A 19,127-nucleotide genomic window follows, 5' to 3' on the forward strand; every position below is an offset into this window, starting at 1 on the left:
TCCCGCTACCCGGCGTGGTGCGCGCCGGTCATCAGCGCGGCGAGGTCTTCGGGATGCAGGAACGACGGCGGGGGTGGCGGCCCCCAGTTGAACAGACCGCGCGCGCCCTCGAGCGCCTCCGGGGTCCAGAGCTGGTCGTCGACAATGCAATCCATATCGGAGTAGTACTCGGAGAAGTTGCCCGCCGGATCCTTCAGATACCAGAAGAAGTTGGAACCGGCGTGGTGGCGGCCGAGTCCCCAGACATGGCGCTCCGGATTACCCGCGAGCATGGCGGTCGCGCCGCGGCCCACCTCATCGATGTCGTCGACCTGCCACGAGGTGTGGTGCAGGAAGTTCACCGGGGCCCGCAACACCAGGACGTTGTGGTGGTCGGTGGAGCAGCGCAGGAACGCGCCGTGACCGACGATCTCGTCGGAGAGCTTGAAACCCAGTCCCTCGGTGAAGAATCGGCGGGTCGCGTCGAGATCCACGGTGCCCACCACGGCGTGCCCGAGTTTGCGCGGACGCACCGGGTCGGTGCGCAGGATGCCCGGGGCTCGCACGTCTCGGCGTTCCACCCGGCCGGGACCGTTGTAGCTCATGGACGGCGCGATGGGTTGGTGGATGCGGTCCGCGACGCGCACGACCGCGCGGAATCCGGCGATCGGCTCGTGGGCCGCGACGGCGTCGGCGGTGCGGATCACCGGGACATCGAGCGCGGTCAGCCGGGCCTGCACGGCGTCGAGATCGTCGGGATCGTCCGCGCCGATCACGATTTCGACCAGTCGCCGGGACGGCGCGGAGACCACCCGGAGCTGATTCCCGCCGTCGGTGGTCGCCAGCCAGCCGTCGGCGGCGGGGGAGAGCCCGAATTCGGTGTAGTAGTCGCGCGTCGCGGTCGGGTCGGGCACCCCGATCGTGACCGAGGACAGTCGGTGCAGCGCCATTGCGGCTCCTCCTCGAAACTCTCTGTGGGACTCAGTGATCGGTGACCATGAGGTGGCGCATCTCCCCGATGCCGCGGACATAGCTGACGAGTTCGTCGCCGGGGGAGAGGAAGCGCTGCGGGGTGCGGCCGATGCCGACGCCCTCGGGGGTGCCGGTGAAGAGGACGTCGCCGGGCAGCAAGGGGGTGATCGCCGAGAGCCGGGCGATGAGTTCGGGGACCGGGAAGATCATGTCCGCGGTCTTGCCCTTCTGCATCTGCTCGCCGTTGACCAGGCAGCCCAGTTCGAGATCGTCCGGGTCGTCGAACTCGTCGGGGGTGACCAGCAGCGGGCCGATCGGGCCGAAGCCGGGGAACGACTTGCCCATGCTGAACTGCGGGGCCGGGCCGACCCGCTGGCGGTCACGCTCGGAAAGGTCCTGTCCCACAGCGAGTCCGGCGACATGGCCCCACGCGTGCTCCGCCGCGATGCGGTGACCGCCGCGACCGATCACCACGACCAGTTCGACCTCCCAATCCACATGGCCCGGCGGCAGGACGACCGTGCCGTAGGGCTTGCCCAGCGAGGTCGCGAACTTGGTGAAGACCGGCGGCTCCTCGGGCACGGCGAAATTCGATTCGGCCGCGTGATCGGCGTAGTTCAGCCCGATGGCGAAGATCTGGCGGGGCCGCGGCGCCGGATTCCCGAAGTCCTCCGGGGCGATGTCGGCGAGCGGTGTGCCCGGGGAGTCCAGCAGAGTCGAGGCCAGGGAACGTAATTCGTCCCATCGCTCGTACGCGTCCTGGACCCGCGCGCCGAACGCGCCCGCACTGGCTCGCTCGACATCGACCGCCACGTCGGAGGGGGTGATGAGGGTGAGACGGTCGGAGATGTTGGCGAAGCGCACGATGCGTACTCCCGGAGTGAGGGCCGGGTCGTAACCCGGTGTGTTGTGGAACACTTTCGAAAGTAGCGATGCAGTTTCGATAACACAAGGGGCTTTCGTAATGTGAACGCCCCGACCCCCTCCGAGTCCGGGCGGTCGTGTCAGGGCAGCTCGTCGCCCGGCGCGACGTCGATCGCGGTCCGGTAGACCATGGGGCGCGCGGTGACATCGAGGTCGGGGTCCTCGATCAACCGTCGAATCGATTGCTGCCATTCCGGATTCGTCCGGGCCGCGTCCAGCGCTGTGCCGCTTCGCCATTCGGCCACGTTGACGAAGGTCAGCTCGGCCTTGTCGCTGACGGCTTGCAGCATCCGGGCCTGGATGAATCCCGGCGCGGACGCCATCAAGCGCGCGTTGTCCTTCCAGCGGCTCAGGAACCGATCCTTCTGCGACGTGGGCACCGAGAAGGCGTTGATCAGGGTGACGGGCTGGTCGGTGGCGGCCACCGTATGTCCGGTAGGCAGAGTCATATTGTCATGTTAGATGACAATCTTGCTGAGTTGCTATCGTGGAATCGTGCCGAACCAGCCCCTGGACGATCGAGGCGTCTTCCTGTTGTCCCAGATCGGTCACCACGTCTCGCTCCGATTCACCGCGCGGCTCGCCTCGCTCGGGCTGGAGCCTGCCCATTTCGGCATCCTCACCCACCTCGCGAGCGCCGACGGCCGCAGCCAGCAGGAACTCGCGGACGCGATGAACGTCCACCGCAACGCGATGGTCGGCCTCATCGACGAATTGGAGGATCTCCGGCTGGTGCGGCGCTACCCGCATCCGGACGATCGCCGCGCCCACGCGGTCCACCTGACCGACCTCGCCCACGACCTGCTTCCCGCGGCCACCGCCGAGGCCGACGCCGTCGAGGAGGAGATCCTCGCGCCCCTCGACGCCGACGAACGCGCCCAACTGATCCGGTTGCTGCGCCGCGCGTCCGCGCACGCCGGGCTACCGCCGGGCGTCCATCCCGGCTTGCAACGACGGCGCCGCGCCCCGCGCACGACTTCGAACCCCGGCGAGCGCGTCGTCCTCGATCGTCCCCGTGCCCAATCCTGAAGGCCGCGAATGCGACCCGCCCGGCAAACCCATTAACGTCCGTCGCGACCGGTCCGATATGCCCTTCGCACGACTACGGAGGGTGGAAACCGGGCATGGGCCTGATGGATATGATTCGCGGCGAGTTCGTCGACATCATCGAGTGGCTCGATGACACGAACACGACGCTGGCGTGGCGCTTCCCGCGGCACGAGAACGAGATCAAGAACGGCGCCGAGCTGATCGTGCGCGAGGGCCAGCGGGCGATGTTCGTCTACCGCGGCCAGCTCGCCGATCAGTACGAGCCGGGGCATTACACGCTCACCAGCGAGAACATGCCCCTGATGTCGACGCTACAGGGCTGGAAGTACGGGTTCGACAGCCCGTTCCGGTCCGAGGTGTACTACATCAACACCCGGCCGGTGACCGATGTGCGGTGGGGGACACCGCAACCGGTCACGGTGCGCGACCCCGACTTCCGCATGGTTCAGGTCCGGGCCAACGGAACCTCGATCGTGCGGGTCGTCGATCCCGCGGTGTTCCTGCGGCAGGTGATCGGCACCGAGAGCGTCGTGGACACCGAGCAGATCGTGGACCTGTTGCGCCGCAATATCGCGCTGGCGTTCTCGGACATGGTGCTCGCCTCCGGGCTGGGGGCCATCGATCTGCAAGGCCGTCAGGTCGAATTGTCCGAGCGGCTGCGCGAATTCGTGGCCCAGCGGGTGCAGTCGTTCGGCCTGGGCGTGGACGCGGTCACCATGACCATCTCCCTGCCCGAGGAGATCCAGCAGGCCATGACCCGCGGCGTCGCCCGCGGTGTCGAGGCGGGCGGCTTCCTCAGCAATGTCGGCGACCTCAACCGGTATCAGCAGGCCCAGGCCGCCGACGCCATGCTCGCCGCGGCCGAGAACCCCAACGGCGGCGGCGCATTCGGCGCCGCTCTGCAAGCGGGCATGGGCGTGGCCCTCGGCGGTCAGATGGCCGGATCCTTCACCGCCCCCCAACCGGCCCCCGCCGCCGCACCCCCACCCCTGCCCACCCAGGCGCAGTTCCACATCGAACTGAACGGCCAAGCCGCGGGGCCCTTCTCGACCGACCAGCTCCGCCAGTACGCCACCACGGGCCAACTCACCCCCCACACCAACGTCTGGACCACCGGCATGCCCGCCTGGGCCGCCGCCAACACCATCCCGACCCTCCAGTCCCTCTTCAGCACCCCGCCGCCCCTCCCCACCACCCCACCCCCGGCCGAGTAGACAGGCCCGCCATTGAACAACCCCGAACCCGACCGCGCGCAGCGGCCGGGCAACCCAGGCACGCCACCACCCGCCGCTCGGCCCTCGGGGCCACCGCCCCTGCCGGGCCGCGAGCCCGTCCCGCCCGCCCCGCCGTTCCCGACACCGCCTCCGCTGCCGGGCCGGGGTCCCGCCCCCTCCGTGCCGCTGCCGAATCGCGTTCCCGCGCAACCTGATACGCGAGTCCCGGCGGGTGGCGGAGTCCCCTCGCCGGGCGCGTCGGTTCCGCCGCCGCTGCCGGGGCGTGCCTCGGGGCCGCCGCCATTGCCGGGACGCGGCCCTGTATCGCCGGTGGCCCCGCCGCCACTTCCCGGTGCTCCCGTCCCTCCGCCGTTGCCGGGACGTGGACCCGTACCGCCCGTGGCCCCGCCGCCGCTGCCCGGTGCTCCGGTACCTCCGCCGTTGCCGAATGCCCTTGCGGCCGTGGCGGGTTCGATCGCCCTCGGTGCGGCGGGAGTGGACGGTGCGGAACAGGTGCGGGGGGAGGTGCGCGAGCGGGGGCCGGTGGATCGGGCGATGCTGCATCGGACCGAGGGGACTCGGACGTATCCGTGTGGCGCCTGTGGGGGACAGCTGAACTTCGATATCGCCAGTCAGAAACTGCGGTGCCCCAGTTGCGGGGTGTACGAGGAGATCCATGCCGCGCGCGAGGCCGTGGTGGCGCGGGATCTGGTGGAGGAGATGGGGAGGTTGCGGGCCCGGCAGGAGAGTGCGTCGGGGCCGGTGATCACGGGCGAGTGGGAGGTCAAGTGCCAGAGCTGCGGGGGTGAGACGGCGTTCGTCGGGACGTTGACCGCCACGCGGTGTCCCTACTGCGCTACCCCGGTACAGCGCGACGACGTGCACAACGCGCCCGCGCGATTGCCGGTGGACGGTGTGGTGCCGTTCCGGGTGGACGAGAAGCGGGCACGGGAGCTGGTCGAGAAGTGGGTCGCGGGACGATGGTTCGCGCCCAACGACTTCAAGAAGTACAAGCGGACCGGGTCGTTCGCGCCCGTGTATCACGCCTACTTCACCTACGACGCGCAGACCTACAGCTGGTACGAGGGCGAACGCGGCATCGAGTACACCGAGAGCTACCGCGACGACGACGGCAACACCCAGACGGTCACGCGCGTGCGGTGGTATCCGGTGGCCGGTGAGGTCGCGCGGGATTTCGTCGACGTCCCGGTGCTCGCCAACGACACCGTCGACCGATCGCGCATCAAGGCGCTGGAGCCGTGGCCGGTCGCCGACGCCACCGGCTATTCGCCGGAATACCTTGCCGGACATCTGGCCCGGACCTACGACCGCGACGTCGAGGAGCTGCTGCCCGAGGCCCAGGCGACCATGACCGAGGTCATCGAGGACACCGTCCGCGCCGATATCGGCGGCGACCAGCAGCGCATCCACTCCCTGCGCTCGAACTGGAACGCCTTGGCGTACAAGCACCTCCTGCTGCCGATCTGGCTGCTCACGGTGATCTACGCCGACAAGCCCTTCCAGGTCTACATCAACGGCCTCACCGGAGAGGTCTCCGGCGCCCGCCCCTGGAGCAAGATCAAGATCGCGTTCGCGATCGCCGCCGCTGTCCTGGCCGTGATCCTCGCCCTGGTGATCTACTCGGCCCTGCACCGTCACGGCGCACACCACACCAGCGTGCGCACTCCACCCAGTCGACGGAGGTAAGGCGTGATCCCCGATCACTGTGGCGCACTCGGCAATACGAACACCCGACCCACGGAGGTGACCCCGTGATCCTCGCCCTGATCCTCCTGGCCGCCCTGATCATGGCCGCCGGAGCGATAGCCGTCCTCGTCGTCATCGCCCGGCACCAGCACCGCCGCATGGAACTCGACAACGAGCTGATCCCCGGCGTCCCCACCCGCGCCCCCGCCGACTGGTCACGCTCCCACGACCCGGCCCCCCGCCTGCACCGCCGCCTCCGCGACGCCATGCGCACCCTCCACTCCGCCCCCGCCTACCCCACCGCCGCCAGCGTCGACCTACGCACCAGCCTCGAACAATCCGCCCTGGCCCTCGACGACCACCTCTCGGCCCTCGCCAACCTCCCACCCACCCACAGCGCCTCCCACCTCGCGGAAGCCACCCGAGCGGTCGAAGCCATCGAACAAGCCGTCACCGACTACGCCACCGCCACAACCAAACCCGACCTCACCGCCCTGCGAGCCAGCCTCCCCACCCCCCTCCCCGAAACCCCGAACCCCCAAAACCCCACCTGACCCAACCACACCTCCAAGAGCACGGCCCCCAACGCCATACCTCCAGAGAAAGCACGGCAACCCAGCCGCACCCCTTATTCGAATCCGCACCCGTTACAAGGCCATACAACGTGTGCGGATCCAAATAAGGGGTGCGGCTTGTACTGCCGTACCCCCTCGAGAGCGTGGCCCGTGCAGCAGTTCCTTCGAGGAAGGCTGGGTTGAGGGGCTCGGGGGTGGGGTCAGGGGGTGGGGGTTGCGGTGACGATGGTGGCGGTTTCGGAGTGGGTGATGTGGGGGGTCAGGGTGTGGGCGGTGAGGATTTGGGCCGCCAAAGGTGCTTGGCGGGTGCTGGTTTCGACGAAGAGGTGGCCTCGGGGGGAGAGCCAGGGGCGGGCGGAGGCGGCTACTCGGCGCAGGATGTCCAGGCCGTCGGGGCCGCCGTCGAGGGCGGTGCGGGGTTCGTGGTCGCGGGCCTCGGGGGGCATGTGGGCGACTTCGGCGGTGGGGACGTAGGGGGTGTTGGCGAGGAGGAGGTCCACTCGGCCCGCCAAGGTGGTGGGGAAGGGGGTGAAGAGGTCGCCCTCGAAGACGGATGCGGTGACATTCGCGAGGTTGGCGCGGGTGCAGGCGACGGCGGTGGGGTCGATATCGCTCGCGGTGAGTTCGACCGTGGCGCCCGCGGCGGTGAGTTCCGTGGCGACGGCGAGGCCGAGAGCGCCTGTGCCGCAGCACAAGTCGAGGACGACCACATGGGAGAGTCCGGCCGCCAGCGCGACGGCGCGATCGACCAGGAACTCCGTCCGCCGCCGCGGCACGAACACCCCGGGCGCCACCCGCACCCGCAACCCGTGGAACTCCGCCCACCCCAGCACATACTCCAGCGGAACCCCGGAAACCCGCTGCGCCACAAGGTCTTCCAACTCACCCGGCGAGGAGGCCGCCCCCGCCAGCAACTCCGCCTCCTCCTCCGCGAAAACGCAACCAGCCGCCCGCAACCGGGCGGCCAGCGCGTCGATATCCAGTGCGATCACCGGCTCATTCTCCGGACCCTCGCCCACCGAGCCAAGCGGTTATCGCTCCGACGGCAACAGAAACGTCCGCGTCGCATCCAGGTAAATCCCCCGCTGCCCCGCCCGATTCGGCGGCGGCAACTGCGACACCAGCTGATCCAACGACGTCATCGCCCCGACCACCCGAGTCCCCGCCACCATGAAGTCCGCGACCGCCCGCCGAATATGATTCGGCGAGGTCACCACCACCGCGCTCGTCGCCCCGGCGTCGCGCAGCAGCCGCGTGCTGTACAGCGCGTTCTGCACCGTCGACCCCGCCCGATCCTCGACCAGCACCCGGTCGGCCGGAATGCCGTGCGCCACAAGCCAACCCGCCATCGCCGCGCCCTCGGCGACCCCGTTCTGCGGGTTGCCTCCGGTCACCACGATCGGGGCCCACGGCGCGGCGATCGCCTGGATCCACGCCGCGGTGAGCCGGTTGACCAGCTCCGGCCGCATCGTGCCGTCCGGCAGCAGACCGTAGCCCAGGACCGCGATGCCGGTGCCCGGTCCGATGAGCGCGGGCAGCGGATTGGGCAGCGTGCCGACCGCGGCGCCGATGGCGCCCAACACGTTTCGCGTACCCTGAGCCAGTCCGGCGTCCACGGCGTTGAGGCGGCTCAAGGCCAGTTCGCGGGTGATCAGATCGCCGGTGTAGTCCGACCAGATGGCCTGCAACGCCAGGGCCTGCGCGTCGTCGGGATGTTCGAGCAGCAGCTGGGCCAGATCGGCCAGCCCGGCCGACTCGTTGCCGTTGAGGAAGTTGGTCTGGGCCGAATTGTAGAGCGGCATATCCGGTTCGGCGGTCGCCGCGGGAGCCAGGGGCCCGGCGGCGACGAGGACCGCGGCCGAGGCCGCGAGCAGATATTTCATGCGCCATGCGATCTTCACAGCAGTCGACACCTTTCCCGCAGACGGGTTCGTACGTGTTGCTGAAAATTGGCTCGGGAATGATCGAACCCACGATACGACCGACCGGCGTGCCGATCCAGGATTTGTGCCCGGCGTCTTCGGGCGACGTAGCGGTGAAACGGCGAACCCCGCCGTTAGCGGCCGAATAGCGGCAAGCACGCGCCGACCGCCGCCCCGACCGGCGCGCCCGATAAGCTGAATCCCCGTGGACACGACCTCGCTGACCGGCAAGCAACTCGCCGCCGACCTCAACGCCGCTACCGCCGACCGGGCCGCCGCCCTCACCGCCTCGGGCGCCGCGCCGCGGCTGGTGCTGGTGGTGGCCAACGACGATCCGGCCAGCGGGTGGTACGTGAAGTCGCTGCAACGCGCCGCGGGTAAACTCGGAATCGCCTGCGACACAGTCGATCTCGGCGCCGACGCGAGCGCCGACGCGATCCGCGCGACGCTGGCGGAACTCAGCGGGGACCCGGCCGTGGACGCCGTCATGTTGCAGACCCCGCTGCCCGCGGGCGTCGCCCTGGCCGACGTCAGCTCAGCGATCACCGCCGCCAAGGACGTCGACGGCGTGAGCCCGCACTCGCTGGGCCTGCTCGCGACCGGCCTGCCGGGCTTCCCGCCCGCGACCGCGCAGGCCGTGGTCGAACTCGCGAAGTTTCACGACATCCCGCTGAGCGGCAGGCACGTCGCCGTGGTCGGCCGCTCGAACGTGGTCGGCAAACCGCTCGCGCAGCTGTTGCTGGCCGAGAACGCGACCGTCACCGTGTGCCACTCCCGCACCACCGACCTGCCCGCGGTCACCTCGGCCGCCGATATCGTGGTCGCCGCGGCGGGCCGCGCGGGCCTGATCACCGGCGAGCACGTGCGGGCGGGCGCGGTGGTCATCGACGTCGGCACGAACGAGGGACCGGACGGCGGCATCGTGGGCGATGTGGACGCCGAGTCGGTACAGGGCAGGGCGGCCGCGCTGAGCCCGGTACCCGGTGGGGTGGGGCCCGTCACGACCGCCCTGCTGATGGCGCACGTGGTGCGGGCCGCCGAGGCGGCCCGCGGCTGACTCACCAGTGAATGGTCACCGGATCGCCGACGTGGACGACGTTGTAGTACCACTCGGCGTCGTCCGGCGCGAGATTGACGCACCCGTGGCTGACATTGGCATTGCCCTGCTGATCGACCGACCACGGCGCGGAGTGCACGAACACGCCGCCCGAGGTGAGCCGCTCGGCGAACTCACCGGTGAGGTAGTAGCCCTCCGGTGAGCTGAGCGGGATGCCGATCGTGCGGGAGTCGAAGATGATGGTCCGGTCCTTCTCCATGATGGGGAAGGTCCCGACCGGCGTCTCGCGGCCCGGCTTGCCGAACGACGCGGGCATCACCCGCGGCGGCTGGCCGGGCACGAACACCGTGAAGGTGTGCGCCGACATGTCACCCTCGGCGGTGACCGCGTCGGCCCGGTAATCGGTGCGAGCCCCCGAATTGTGCTGTGGTGTTCCGTTGAGCGCTGTCGCTGTGCCCGAGGTGAGCGCCGCCAGTCCGGCGATCACGAGCACCAGGAACACATGCCGAATCATGTTCCGCATGGCTTCCACCCCTTCGAGTGGTGTGAGTTCGAAGATTGTTCAAATGTCAGGATCGGTCCGCCGCACGAAAACGTATCGACTTCGTGATCCATCCGTCGCGTGTCCCGTGGCCGATAGCAACGATGCATCTGCTATGGCCCTACCCCTTGTCATGCACATTAACCCGACCTACCGGACATACGGCCAGTGGGGTGGGGCACGCAGCGGCCGGAGCATGGGAGCGCGTATCAAACCCCGCCGTGCCCGGGGCATGGGGACGTGTGCCGAATCCCGCCGCGGCCGGAGCACGGGGGCGCGTGCCGAGCCCCGCGGCCGGAGCATGGGGGCGCGTGCCGAGCCCCGCCGCGCCCGGAGAACGGGGACGCGTACCGAATCCCGCCGCGCCCGTAGCATCGGGAGGTCGGGGACAGAGCCAGGGAGGGTGCCTGTGATCGGTCGAATCGCACGGATCGTCGCGCTGGTAGTGGCCGCGGTCCTGGCGCTCGGGCTGGTGCTCGCGCAAGCGCTGGCCCTCCTGCCGGTGCCCTGGATCGCACCCCTGTTGCGGGTGGCGGTGCCGCAGGCGTCGATCATGGCCCTCGGCTGGATCCGCTCGATGTGGGATTCGTGGCTGCTCGCCGTGGCCGTCGTCGCGGTGGCGCTGGCGCTGCTCGCCCGCCGCGGCCGCCGGAGCGGGACGGCCGGAACCGTGACCGCGCTGGCGGTCCTCGGACTCGTGCTGACGCTGATCACCTCGATCGGCTCGGTGCTGGCGGCGCATCGCGAGACCGGCCGCTGGATCCTGGCCGGTCCGCCGCTCCCGCAGGTGGTCGGCGGACGAGGCCCAGATGAGACAGTAGCCTATGCGAGCCTCGACGGCGAGCCGATGCGCGCGGATCTGTATCTGCCGCAAGGGGTTCCGGGTCCCGTCCCGGTGGTCGTGCGGATCCACGGCGGTGGTTTCGTCGCGGGCGCGCGCGGGCCGACGCCCTACAACAGCTGGCTCGCCGATCGCGGCTACGCCGTCGTCGATGTCGACTACCGGCTCTCCAGTGGCGACGACCTGCGCTGGGACACCGAGGACGCCGATGTCGGCTGCGCGCTCACCTGGGTGACGGCCCATGCGCGGCAATACAATTGGAATACCGACCGCCTGGCCACCTTCGGCGACTCGGCGGGCGGCAACCTCGCGATCAATGTCGCCTACAAGATCGCCCGCAAGGCGCTGAACCCCTCCTGCGGCACCCCCGACGACCTACCCCGGGTGCGCGCGGTACTGGCCGACTACCCGGCCGTCGACCTCACCGGCTCCGAGACCGACACCGCCGAGGGCCACCGGGTCGGCCGCGAGTACCTCGGCGGCCCCGCGTCGCGCTACCCCGAGCGCTACGCCGCCACCGACTCCGCCCCGTGGATCGGCCCGGACTCCCCACCCACCCTGCTGCTGCAAGGCGCGGCGGATCATCTCGTCTTCGCCTCGCGCACAAGCGCTTTCGCGGACGAGCTGACCGCCGCCGGGGTCGAGAACCGGTACGTGCGGCTGCCGTTCTACGACCACGGATTCGACGGCGTGCCCAATATCGGCGCGCAGGTGAACCGGGACGTCATGCTGGACTGGCTGCGCCGCCACGACGCCTGAGGAGGGACTCAGCGGGCGATGGCGGAGACCACGTCGGCGTGCAGGGCGTCGGCGCGGGCCAGGATCTCCTCGATCCGGCGCAGCACCGGCTCGAACTCCGAGGCGTGATGATCGGCCAGCGAGGCCACGTTGATGGCGATGTTGAGCCGCGAACTGGCCGCGGCCGACCGCGCGGCGTCGGCGGCCGCGCCGATGTCGGTGACCACGTTCGGATTGCCGATAGGCAGTAGATCCGTTGCGAGCGAGACGATCTCGTCGGCCTCGGCCACCACCGCGGCGGGCACGCGGGCCGCCTCGAGCAGCGCCGCCTCGATCGCGCGGTCGCGGGCGGCGGTCTCCTCGTCGGTGGTCCTGGGCAGCTTGTAGGCCGCGCCCACGGCGGTGAAGGCGTCGGCGTCGGCGTCGGCCAGCGCCAGCGCGCGGGCGCGGGCGGCGTCGGCGGCGGCGATGATCCGATCGATGGCCGGGCGGTTGTCGGCGTCCTTCGCTCGCGTCGTGTAGCGGGCGACCATGGCCACCAGCGCCGCGGCCTGGGCGGCGTGCAGGGCCGCGACCGCGCCGCCGCCGGGGGCGGGGATCTTGGCCGCGAGATCGTCGAGATAGCCGCCGATCGTCGAGGTGGCGAAGGACATGATGAGGGGCCTCCCGGGGGCGGTGAACGGCATGGGGTCCGCGGCCCACCGTACCGGCCGCCCGGCCCTCGTCGAGCACCGGACCGGCGGGGTGAGTAGGTTCGGGACCATGCGTATCGGATTGGGCATCAACTATGCGGGCGGTTTCAAAGAGGTGGCCGCGGAGGTCGCCGACCTGGAACGGGCCGGGCTGGACATCGTCTTCGTGCCCGAGGCCTACTCGTTCGACGCGGTGAGCGCCCTGGGCTATCTGGCCGCCAAAACCGAACGCGTGCAACTGGCCTCGGGCATCCTCCAGCTGTACACCCGCACGCCCACGCTGACCGCCATGACCGCGGCGGGCTTGGACTACGTCTCCGACGGCCGCTACATCCTCGGGCTCGGCGCGTCCGGCCCGCAGGTCATCGAGGGCTTCCACGGCGTGCCCTACGACGCGCCCATCGGCCGCACCCGCGAGATCGTCGAGATCTGCCGCAAGGTGTGGCGGCGCGAGCGGCTCGAATTCGAGGGCAGGTACTACACGCTGCCGCTGCCCGCCGAGCGGGGGACCGGGCTGGGCAAGGCGCTCAAGCTCATCAATCATCCGGTGCGCGAACGCATTCCGGTGCTGCTGGCCGCGCTCGGGCCCAAGAACGTGGAGCTGGCCGCCGAGATCGCCGAGGGCTGGCAGCCGATCTTCTTCCTGCCGGAGAAGGCGGACGACGTATGGGGCGACTCCCTGGCCGCGGGCAGGGCGCGCCGCGATCCGGCCCTCGGCGACCTCGAGGTCTACGCCGGACCCACGCTGGCCATCGGCGAGGACGTGGAGCCGCTGCGCGAGTTCGTCAAACCGCATCTGGCGCTCTACATCGGCGGCATGGGCGCCAAGGGCAAGAACTTCTACCACGCCCTCGCCACCAAGTACGGCTACGGCGCGGCCGCCGACCGCATCCAGGAACTGTATCTGGCGGGCAAGAAGGACGAGGCCGCCAAGGCCGTCCCCGACGAGCTGGTCCGCGACATCTCGCTGATCGGACCGGCCGGATTCGTCGCCGAACGGGTGGCGGCCTTCCGGGAGGCCGGGGTGACGGTGCTCAACGTGGTGCCGCTGGCCGCCACCGCCGCCGAACGCGTGAAGCTGATCGAACAGCTGCGCGAGCTGGTCTGAATCAGCCGCGCAGCGCCGCCAGCGCCTCCTCGAGGGTCGGGTGCAGGGCGAAGACCTGATCCAGGTTGGTCATCTTGAGCTGACGGCCGGTGGCCGGGCCGTCGGCGACCACCGCGATCCGGGTCGCCGCCCCGGCCCGCCGGTGCGCCGCCACCAGCGCGGCCATACCGGCCGAGGCGAGGAAGGTCACCTGCGACAGATCGATGATCAGGGCGGCGGGCGTGCCGCCGAGCGCCGCCTCGATCGCGTTCTCCAGCGCGGGCGCGGTCGCCAGGTCGACCTCGCCGACCACGGTGAGCACCGTCGCTTCGTCGTGCACCGCGACCGAGGTGGTCATCGTGTCGGCGAGGGGGTATGCGTCTCCGGGAGTATTGGTCACATCGAAACAATCTGCCATGAACCGGCCCCGAACGCCGCATCCTGGCCCGGATTGATGAGCGATCGGCCCCGATTCGGCACCATCACGGAACCCGGCTCGCGGCGGCCACCGAGACCGCGGGGAGGCGGGCGACCATGCGGACGCGGGTGCCGATGCCGACGTGATCGATGGTCAACTCGTCGCTGAGCGCGCGCATCATGGCGATGCCGCGGCCGCGATGGCCGGGATCCTCCGGCTGCGGCCGCCACACCCCGCTGTCGGCCACCTCGATCACCACATTGTCCATCGTGCAGTCGGCGGTGAGCACGACGCGGCCGGGGGCGCTGCCCAGATACGCGTGCTCGATGCTGTTGCTGCACGCCTCGTTGGCGGCGGCGACGAGATCGGCGGCGAGTTCGTGCGGGACGGCCGCGGCGGCAAGCCAATTCGTCAGCTCGCGGCGCATGCCGGACAGGCGCAGCGGTTCGGCGGGGACGTCGACGTGCAGCGGGCGCGGCGGCTGCCGGTAGACGACCATGGCGACGTCGTCGTCGTACCCGCCGCTGGGGCGCAGCCGCGACAGCACCGCGTCGGCCACCTCGCGCGGGAGATCTCTTGTGGCGCCGGACAATTCGTCGGCCAGCTCGTCGAACCGCATATCGATGTCGACGCCGCGCTGTTCGACCAGGCCGTCGGTGAACAGCACCAGCGTGGAACCGGGCGCGAGCGCGGTGGTGGCCTCGGGCCGCCGGGGCGTGTCGAAGGTGGCCAGCGGCACCGCGCGACCGCCCTCGAGCAGCCGGCCCTTGGCGTCGGGTTCGGCCAGCACCGGCGGCATGTGCCCGGCGTTGGAGTAGCGGATCAACCCACGCGCGGGATCGAGCACGGCCGCGCACACCGTCGTGCACATCGCGCCGGGAATCTGATCGGCGACCGTGTCCAGTTCCGCGAGCAGCTGCGCCGGTCCCGCGCCGCGCAACAGCAGAGCCCGTGCGGCCGTACGCAATTGGCCCATCACCACCGCCGCGGACAGGCCGCGGCCGACGCAGTCCCCGACGACCACGCCGATGGTCCCGTCGCGCAACTGCACCACGTCGTACCAGTCGCCGCCGATCTCGAGCGGCGGCAGCGCCGGTTCGTAGTGCACCGAGAACCGCGGCGGCAACTCGATCGGGCCGAGCATGGCCCGCTGCAACGTCAGCGATGTGGCGCGGGCCTGATCGAAGTTGCGCGCCCGCTGCACCGCGAGGCTGAGATGCCCGACCAGCAGCGAGAACAACGCCCGATCGGCGACGGTGATCACCCGCGGGGCGGCGAAGCGCAGCCACAGCGCCGCGTCCCCGGCCTCGCCCAGCGGCGCCACGACGCCCTCCGAACTCGCCCCGCCCTCGGGGATCACGAACACCGAGCGGGAGGGCTGGGTGCGCACGCGATCCAGCAGCGCCCGCGCCCGCGCGTCGAGCACCTGCCGCGACACCGCCTCGTCGCCGGTGTCCGAAACCGGCCCGGAGACATACTGTTCCGGCGGTCCCTGCCGATTCGGCCACACCGACACCACCGCGGTCTCCGCGTCGGTGGCCCGCCGCAACTCCTCGAGCCCGACCGAGAGCACCTCGGCCACACTGGTCGCCGGGCCGACCGCGGTCGCCAGCCGCGACACCGCCTGATCGCGGGCCTGCGCGTCGTGTTCGGCGGTGACGTCGCGGATGGTCCCGACGTAGACGCGTTCCTCGTTCTCCGGTTTGATCACCGACGAGGTGCTCACCGCCAGCCACAGCCGCCGCCCGTCCCGATGCCGGATGGGCAGCACGAAACGGGCGGCCTCGGTGCCCAGATTCGGATAGCGCTCGTGTTCGGGCACCGCCCACGGATGCGGCAGCTTGTACGGAAGTCCCTCGGCCCCATAGCCGGTCAGCGCCCCGAACGCCGAATTGACCTCGGTGACGGTGCCGCTCGCGTCGGCGACGAAGAACCCGTCCTGCAACGACTCCACCAGCGCGGTGCGGAACGCGTCGCGGTCGGCGAGATCCTCCGCGCGCAGCCGCTGCAACTCGTAACTGCGTGTGCTGTCGAGGAATCCGCGGGTGGCCACGTCGAGGGCGGCGAGGGTCTGCAACAGGAACTCGAGCGCCGACTCGGTGTCGTCGATGCCCGCGCGGGCCAGCAGCCGGAAGTGGTGTTCGGTGAGATCGAGGATGCTCACGCCCTCGACCAGGGCGCGCCGCCCGAGTTCGTACCCGTCGGCGAGGGTGGTCTGGCTGGGCGAATCCAGATGCAGCCGAAGCGCGTTCGCGTACGCCTCGCGGAACGCCGCCAGCACCGCGCTCATGTCCGCGCCGCCTCACCGGGACTGTGGCCGCGATGGCGCGCCGCGAGTACCAGCGCGTCGTCGGTGTCCTTGACGTGGTGGGCCAGGATGTCGGCGGTGATGTCCGCGGTCGGTTTGCTCAGATCGATGTCGTCGACGAAATCGCTCACGATGCCGTCGGTGGACATCAGCAGCAGATCGCCCGGCCGCACGACGACCGTCTGCGTCTGAATATTGGGCGGCAGCAGATAACCGACGATGCCGCCGGTGAGCAGTGCGGTGGCGCGGACCACGGGTTTGACGGTACCCGCCGCGACGACCCGGGAGTCGACATTGCCCACCCCCAGCCAGTGCAGCCGGTCCGCGGCGTCGAACAACGCCAGCGACACCGCCGCCCCGCGGGTGTCGGCCATCGCCCGATGACACAGCAGCATCAGCACGTCGAGCGGTTCGGCCCGGTTCTCCGAAAGCACCTGTGCCGCACGGTCGGCCGCGCCCGCCGCCGCGTCCCCGTGCCCGAGCCCGTCGAGCACCGCGAACAGCGCCGACCCGCCGCCCGCGTCCAGCACGATGGACCGATCACCCGACACCCGCTGCCCCGGCAGCGCCCGGCCCGCGACCGCCCATTCGATCGCGCCGATGTGCCCGTCCTCACGCACCGGCGGGCACCCACTTCCACATCTCCACCAAAGTTCCCTGCCCGGGCGCGGATTCGACGAGCAGCCGATCCATCAGCCGCCGCGCGCCCGGTAGTCCCAGCCCGAGCCCGCGCCCGGTCGAATAGCCGTCCTCGAGCGCCCGCGCGATGTCGGGGATGCCCGGACCCTGATCCTGCGCCTGCACGACGAGCGCGCGTCGGCCCTCGCGATCCTCCACCGTCACCCGGATCTCGCCGGTGCCCGCGTAACTGGTGATGTTGCGGGCCACCTCGGAGATCGCCGTGGAGATCATGGTGATGTCGGTGAGCGTGAACCCGAACTTCGCCGCGAGTTCCCGCCCGGCCTGACGCGCGGTCACGATGTCGTTGGACGTCTTCACCGCGATCACCACGTTGTCAGCGGCCACTGTCACGACCGTCTCGCTGGCGGCGGGCGGGGAGCTGTCTGTTGAGCCAGGCCAAACCTTCCTCGAGATCCAGGGCCGTGTGCATGTCCTCGAAGGTGAGACCGAGCTGGACCATGGCAAAGGCCACCTCGGGCTGCAGGCCGACGATGACCGTCTCGGCGCCCCGCAGCTTGGTCATGTGGGCGATGGTACGCAGCGAGCGGGCGGCGAAGGAGTCCATCACATCGATCGCGGTGACGTCGACGATGATCCCTTGTGCGCGATATTTGCTCACGTACTTCATCAGGTCGTCCTGTAACCGCTCGGTGTCGGCGTCGGTGAGCGCCGACTGCACGGACGCGATCAGGTACGTGCCCTGTTTGAGAATCGGTACCGGCATGGGCCCGCCCCGGCTCAGCGACCGTCGCGTTCGGTGACGCGCGTGACCTCGTAGCCGAGCAGTCGTTCCGCTTCCTCGATGCCGCCCTGGAGGTCGCCGACCGCGTTCATCTTCGACAGGTCCAGGCCGATGGTCACCAGCGTCAGCGCGATCTCCGAGGACAGGCCGGTGATGATGACGTTCGCGCCCATCAGACCCGACGCGTCGACCGTCTGCACCAGGTGGTTGGCGACCGTGGAGTCGATCGCGGGGACACCGGTGATGTCGATGACGACGACCTTGGCGCGATTGGCGCGGATCGCGCGCAGCAGCTGTTCGGTGAGCTGGCGGGCGCGCTGGGAGTCGAGCACGCCGATGATGGGCAGGATGAGCAACTGTTCGCGCACCTGCAACACCGGCGTCGACAGCTCGCGGATGGCCTCCTGCTGCTGGCGGATGACGCGCTCGCGCTCCTGCACGAAGGACACGGCCACGGTGTTGGCGATGCGGTTGGCGGCGGGCTCGTAGGCGTCGAGCACCCGCTTGAGCAGATCGAAGTTGGACTGGTACTTCTCGAACAGGCTGCGCGCCAACACATCTCGCAGCAGCAGCACGATCCCGATGACCTCGTCGGTCTCGACGCCGCGGGGGATGATGCGTTCGGACAGATCGCGCGCGTAGGCCTGCAACGCCTCGACGCTACCGGTCTCGAGCACCTCGACGTAGTTGTCGAAGATCGAGGTCGCCTCGGAGAAGATCTCCTCCGGGGTCATGGCGGTCAGCAGCGCGGCGTCGGTGATGCGACGAGCCCATTCCTCCCGCAACTCGGTGCGATTCTGACGCAGGTGTTCGACCAGCTCCGGAAGGAGGTTGTCGACCGGGCCGGCCGGCCGTGAATCCGGCGACAGGCCGATGGACACGTCGGACATTGGAATCTCCTGCCCCTTTCGTTAAGGGTAGGTCGGTTGCTCGTCAGGTGGCTCGCCCGCGGCTGCTCATCGCTTGCCGCTGTCGAGCCTAGTCTTACCCCTTACCCGACGGGAGACAAACCAAAACCTGTCCGATCAGCCCTGTCGGCGCATTTCGGACATCGGTGCCCGATCGTCGCCGCGGTGATGGGCCAGCAGCGTGTCGTAAATGTCGGCGAGCGCGGCCAATTGGTCCCGATCGAGCACATCGATCATGTGGCGTCGGACACTGTCGACGTGCGCGGGCGCCGCGGTGGCCAGCACCTCGGACCCCTTCGCGGTGAGCACGGCCGCGGTGCGGCGGGCGTCGTCCGGAACCGCTTCGCGCGCAACGAGTCCGCGCTTCTCCATCCGGGTGATCTGATGGGACAACCGGCTCTGGGACCATTCGAGCACCGCGGCCAGCTCGGCGAAACTGCGCCGCTGCTGGGGCGCGTCGGCGAGGCGGGCCAGCACCGTGTACTCGACGTAGGTGAGATTGGAGGCGCGCAGCGAGTCCCGGCCGACCGCGGCGGCGATCAGGTCGCGGGTGAACACGAAGCCCAGCCAGGCGCGCTTCTCGAGGTCGTCGAGCCAACGGGGTTCGGTCACGATCACTCTCCAGGTCCCTGATTCGTCAATGCTGTCGCCTCCCGTCGTCGGGGCACCGTTCACACGACAGGTACACCCCGTGGGTTGAAGGTGCAACCTCTCCGCGCGCGACGATGATTAGGCTTGCCTCAGATCGCCCGCCCGGCGGGGCCTGGCTAC

The 19,127-nt window shown here is 70.0% G+C and carries 20 protein-coding genes and 1 pseudogene; 7 read left to right on the forward strand and 14 right to left on the reverse strand.

Features of this window, described 5'->3' with window-relative positions:
* Window positions 1–5: 5 nt before the first annotated feature.
* From ACFYTQ_RS15605 to ACFYTQ_RS15615, 3 genes are all read right to left on the reverse strand, one after another.
* On the reverse strand, window positions 6–929 hold the full coding sequence (locus ACFYTQ_RS15605) for a VOC family protein (RefSeq protein WP_387361060.1): 924 nt from the start codon (window positions 927–929) through the stop codon (window positions 6–8).
* Between the two features lie 31 nt (window positions 930–960).
* A complete protein-coding gene (locus ACFYTQ_RS15610; protein ID WP_387361327.1) occupies window positions 961–1,815 on the reverse strand; it encodes a fumarylacetoacetate hydrolase family protein in 855 nt (284 codons plus the stop codon).
* 140 nt (window positions 1,816–1,955) lie between these two features.
* Entirely contained in the window at window positions 1,956–2,324 is a 369-nt protein-coding gene (locus tag ACFYTQ_RS15615; protein ID WP_387361062.1) for an antibiotic biosynthesis monooxygenase family protein, read from the reverse strand.
* A gap of 46 nt (window positions 2,325–2,370) precedes the next feature.
* Between ACFYTQ_RS15615 and ACFYTQ_RS15620 the strand changes: the two genes are divergently transcribed.
* From ACFYTQ_RS15620 to ACFYTQ_RS15635, 4 genes are all read left to right on the forward strand, one after another.
* Window positions 2,371–2,904: a MarR family winged helix-turn-helix transcriptional regulator gene (locus ACFYTQ_RS15620; RefSeq protein WP_387361064.1), complete on the forward strand. Its 534-nt coding sequence runs from the start codon at window positions 2,371–2,373 to the stop codon at window positions 2,902–2,904.
* 95 nt (window positions 2,905–2,999) lie between these two features.
* Window positions 3,000–4,139: an SPFH domain-containing protein gene (locus tag ACFYTQ_RS15625; RefSeq protein ID WP_387361066.1), complete on the forward strand. Its 1,140-nt coding sequence runs from the start codon at window positions 3,000–3,002 to the stop codon at window positions 4,137–4,139.
* Window positions 4,140–4,601: 462 nt separating this feature from the next.
* Complete coding sequence (locus tag ACFYTQ_RS15630; RefSeq protein WP_387361068.1) at window positions 4,602–5,846, forward strand: hypothetical protein; 1,245 nt, start codon at window positions 4,602–4,604, stop codon at window positions 5,844–5,846.
* A gap of 65 nt (window positions 5,847–5,911) precedes the next feature.
* Window positions 5,912–6,400: a hypothetical protein gene (locus ACFYTQ_RS15635; protein ID WP_387361070.1), complete on the forward strand. Its 489-nt coding sequence runs from the start codon at window positions 5,912–5,914 to the stop codon at window positions 6,398–6,400.
* Between the two features lie 221 nt (window positions 6,401–6,621).
* Here ACFYTQ_RS15635 and ACFYTQ_RS15640 read toward each other — a convergent pair whose 3' ends face one another.
* A complete protein-coding gene (locus ACFYTQ_RS15640) occupies window positions 6,622–7,413 on the reverse strand; it encodes a putative protein N(5)-glutamine methyltransferase (protein ID WP_387361072.1) in 792 nt (263 codons plus the stop codon).
* A gap of 39 nt (window positions 7,414–7,452) precedes the next feature.
* Complete coding sequence (locus ACFYTQ_RS15645; RefSeq protein ID WP_387361074.1) at window positions 7,453–8,322, reverse strand: YdcF family protein; 870 nt, start codon at window positions 8,320–8,322, stop codon at window positions 7,453–7,455.
* Window positions 8,323–8,548: 226 nt separating this feature from the next.
* Between ACFYTQ_RS15645 and ACFYTQ_RS15650 the strand changes: the two genes are divergently transcribed.
* A complete protein-coding gene (locus ACFYTQ_RS15650) occupies window positions 8,549–9,400 on the forward strand; it encodes a bifunctional 5,10-methylenetetrahydrofolate dehydrogenase/5,10-methenyltetrahydrofolate cyclohydrolase (protein ID WP_387361076.1) in 852 nt (283 codons plus the stop codon).
* A gap of 1 nt (window position 9,401) precedes the next feature.
* Here ACFYTQ_RS15650 and ACFYTQ_RS15655 read toward each other — a convergent pair.
* Window positions 9,402–9,764, reverse strand: a pseudogene (locus ACFYTQ_RS15655) (L,D-transpeptidase); the annotation flags it as partial.
* A 586-nt stretch (window positions 9,765–10,350) separates the two neighbouring features.
* On the opposite strand from ACFYTQ_RS15655, the gene ACFYTQ_RS15660 reads away from it, so the two are divergent.
* Complete coding sequence (locus ACFYTQ_RS15660; protein ID WP_387361078.1) at window positions 10,351–11,541, forward strand: alpha/beta hydrolase; 1,191 nt, start codon at window positions 10,351–10,353, stop codon at window positions 11,539–11,541.
* Window positions 11,542–11,549: 8 nt separating this feature from the next.
* Here ACFYTQ_RS15660 and ACFYTQ_RS15665 read toward each other — a convergent pair whose 3' ends face one another.
* Window positions 11,550–12,173: a cyclodeaminase/cyclohydrolase family protein gene (locus ACFYTQ_RS15665; protein WP_387361080.1), complete on the reverse strand. Its 624-nt coding sequence runs from the start codon at window positions 12,171–12,173 to the stop codon at window positions 11,550–11,552.
* 109 nt (window positions 12,174–12,282) lie between these two features.
* Between ACFYTQ_RS15665 and ACFYTQ_RS15670 the strand changes: the two genes are divergently transcribed.
* Entirely contained in the window at window positions 12,283–13,320 is a 1,038-nt protein-coding gene (locus ACFYTQ_RS15670; protein WP_387361082.1) for an LLM class F420-dependent oxidoreductase, read from the forward strand.
* Window position 13,321: 1 nt separating this feature from the next.
* Here ACFYTQ_RS15670 and ACFYTQ_RS15675 read toward each other — a convergent pair whose 3' ends face one another.
* The 7 genes from ACFYTQ_RS15675 to ACFYTQ_RS15705 all read right to left on the reverse strand — a co-directional run bounded on the left by ACFYTQ_RS15675 (window position 13,322) and on the right by ACFYTQ_RS15705 (window position 18,968).
* A complete protein-coding gene (locus tag ACFYTQ_RS15675; protein ID WP_387361329.1) occupies window positions 13,322–13,657 on the reverse strand; it encodes an STAS domain-containing protein in 336 nt (111 codons plus the stop codon).
* 124 nt (window positions 13,658–13,781) lie between these two features.
* The gene (locus ACFYTQ_RS15680; protein WP_387361084.1) at window positions 13,782–16,007 is read right to left on the reverse strand and encodes a SpoIIE family protein phosphatase; all 2,226 of its coding nucleotides are present in this window, start codon (window positions 16,005–16,007) and stop codon (window positions 13,782–13,784) included.
* Window positions 16,004–16,645, reverse strand: coding sequence for a SpoIIE family protein phosphatase (locus tag ACFYTQ_RS15685; RefSeq protein ID WP_387361086.1), 642 nt, complete (start codon window positions 16,643–16,645; stop codon window positions 16,004–16,006). Before ACFYTQ_RS15685 ends, ACFYTQ_RS15680 begins: the two co-directional genes overlap by 4 nt.
* Complete coding sequence (locus tag ACFYTQ_RS15690; RefSeq protein ID WP_387361331.1) at window positions 16,638–17,051, reverse strand: ATP-binding protein; 414 nt, start codon at window positions 17,049–17,051, stop codon at window positions 16,638–16,640. The genes ACFYTQ_RS15685 and ACFYTQ_RS15690 overlap by 8 nt, the downstream gene beginning before the upstream one ends.
* The gene (locus tag ACFYTQ_RS15695) at window positions 17,041–17,430 is read right to left on the reverse strand and encodes an STAS domain-containing protein (RefSeq protein WP_387361088.1); all 390 of its coding nucleotides are present in this window, start codon (window positions 17,428–17,430) and stop codon (window positions 17,041–17,043) included. Before ACFYTQ_RS15695 ends, ACFYTQ_RS15690 begins: the two co-directional genes overlap by 11 nt.
* Window positions 17,431–17,444: 14 nt before the next feature.
* Window positions 17,445–18,338, reverse strand: coding sequence for an STAS domain-containing protein (locus ACFYTQ_RS15700; RefSeq protein WP_387361090.1), 894 nt, complete (start codon window positions 18,336–18,338; stop codon window positions 17,445–17,447).
* 135 nt (window positions 18,339–18,473) lie between these two features.
* Window positions 18,474–18,968 carry a MarR family winged helix-turn-helix transcriptional regulator gene (locus tag ACFYTQ_RS15705; protein ID WP_387361092.1) on the reverse strand — a complete coding sequence of 165 codons (495 nt, stop codon included), beginning with the start codon at window positions 18,966–18,968 and terminating at the stop codon, window positions 18,474–18,476.
* Between the last annotated feature and the right edge of the window lie 159 nt (window positions 18,969–19,127).

Source organism: Nocardia sp. NPDC004068, from assembly GCF_042874315.1.
In the GTDB taxonomy this organism is placed as follows: domain Bacteria; phylum Actinomycetota; class Actinomycetes; order Mycobacteriales; family Mycobacteriaceae; genus Nocardia.

Coding starts and splice junctions, on each gene's coding strand:
- ACFYTQ_RS15605 (WP_387361060.1), bottom strand. CDS start 929: ATGGCGCTGCACCGACTGTCCTCGGTCACGATCGGGGTGCCCGACCCG.
- ACFYTQ_RS15615 (WP_387361062.1), bottom strand. CDS start 2,324: ATGACTCTGCCTACCGGACATACGGTGGCCGCCACCGACCAGCCCGTC.
- ACFYTQ_RS15625 (WP_387361066.1), top strand. CDS start 3,000: ATGGGCCTGATGGATATGATTCGCGGCGAGTTCGTCGACATCATCGAG.
- ACFYTQ_RS15665 (WP_387361080.1), bottom strand. CDS start 12,173: ATGTCCTTCGCCACCTCGACGATCGGCGGCTATCTCGACGATCTCGCG.
- ACFYTQ_RS15670 (WP_387361082.1), top strand. CDS start 12,283: ATGCGTATCGGATTGGGCATCAACTATGCGGGCGGTTTCAAAGAGGTG.
- ACFYTQ_RS15675 (WP_387361329.1), bottom strand. CDS start 13,657: ATGACCACCTCGGTCGCGGTGCACGACGAAGCGACGGTGCTCACCGTG.
- ACFYTQ_RS15680 (WP_387361084.1), bottom strand. CDS start 16,007: ATGAGCGCGGTGCTGGCGGCGTTCCGCGAGGCGTACGCGAACGCGCTT.
- ACFYTQ_RS15695 (WP_387361088.1), bottom strand. CDS start 17,430: ATGCCGGTACCGATTCTCAAACAGGGCACGTACCTGATCGCGTCCGTG.
- ACFYTQ_RS15700 (WP_387361090.1), bottom strand. CDS start 18,338: ATGTCCGACGTGTCCATCGGCCTGTCGCCGGATTCACGGCCGGCCGGC.